Source organism: Mesorhizobium sp. M7A.F.Ca.CA.004.04.2.1, assembly GCF_004022825.1.
Classification (GTDB): Bacteria; Pseudomonadota; Alphaproteobacteria; order Rhizobiales; family Rhizobiaceae; genus Mesorhizobium.
Map to the genome: position 1 here is coordinate 1 of NZ_RZPH01001812.1, position 424 is coordinate 424.

The following is a 424-nucleotide window of genomic DNA, read 5'->3' on the forward strand; positions in this document are numbered from 1 at the left end:
GCCTATGGCCGTGGCCCCAAGGGCGAGGTCTGGCAATTGTTCGAGGATCTGCCCGATTTGACCGATCTCTGCCGGGCGATCCTGACGCCGAAGCCGCTTGCCGTGGTGCTGACCGCCTATTCGATCCGCGCCTCCTTCTTCGCCATCCACGCCCTGATGCGCGATACCTTTGCCGGCATGGGCGGCAAGATTGAATCGGGTGAGCTGATCATCCGTGAAAAGTCCGCTGGCCGGGCGCTCTCGACCTCATTGTTTTCGCGCTGGGTGGCTGAATGAACGAGCGGCATGCAGGCGCACCTGGCCAGGTGAAGGAGGTCACCAGCCTCGCCAATCCGCTGGTCAAGGACATCAAGGCGCTCGCTCAGAAGAAATTCCGCGACCAGCAGAACGCCTTCATGGCCGAAGGGTTGAAGCTGGTTATCGA

2 pseudogenes are annotated in these 424 nt (G+C 61.3%); both read left to right on the plus strand.

The annotated features are described in order from the left end of the window. Positions 1–276: pseudogene (locus EN893_RS37710) on the plus strand (class I SAM-dependent rRNA methyltransferase); the annotation flags it as partial. Continuing rightward, positions 273–424, plus strand: a pseudogene (locus EN893_RS39815) (RNA methyltransferase); the annotation flags it as partial. The pseudogenes EN893_RS37710 and EN893_RS39815, both read left to right, overlap by 4 nt.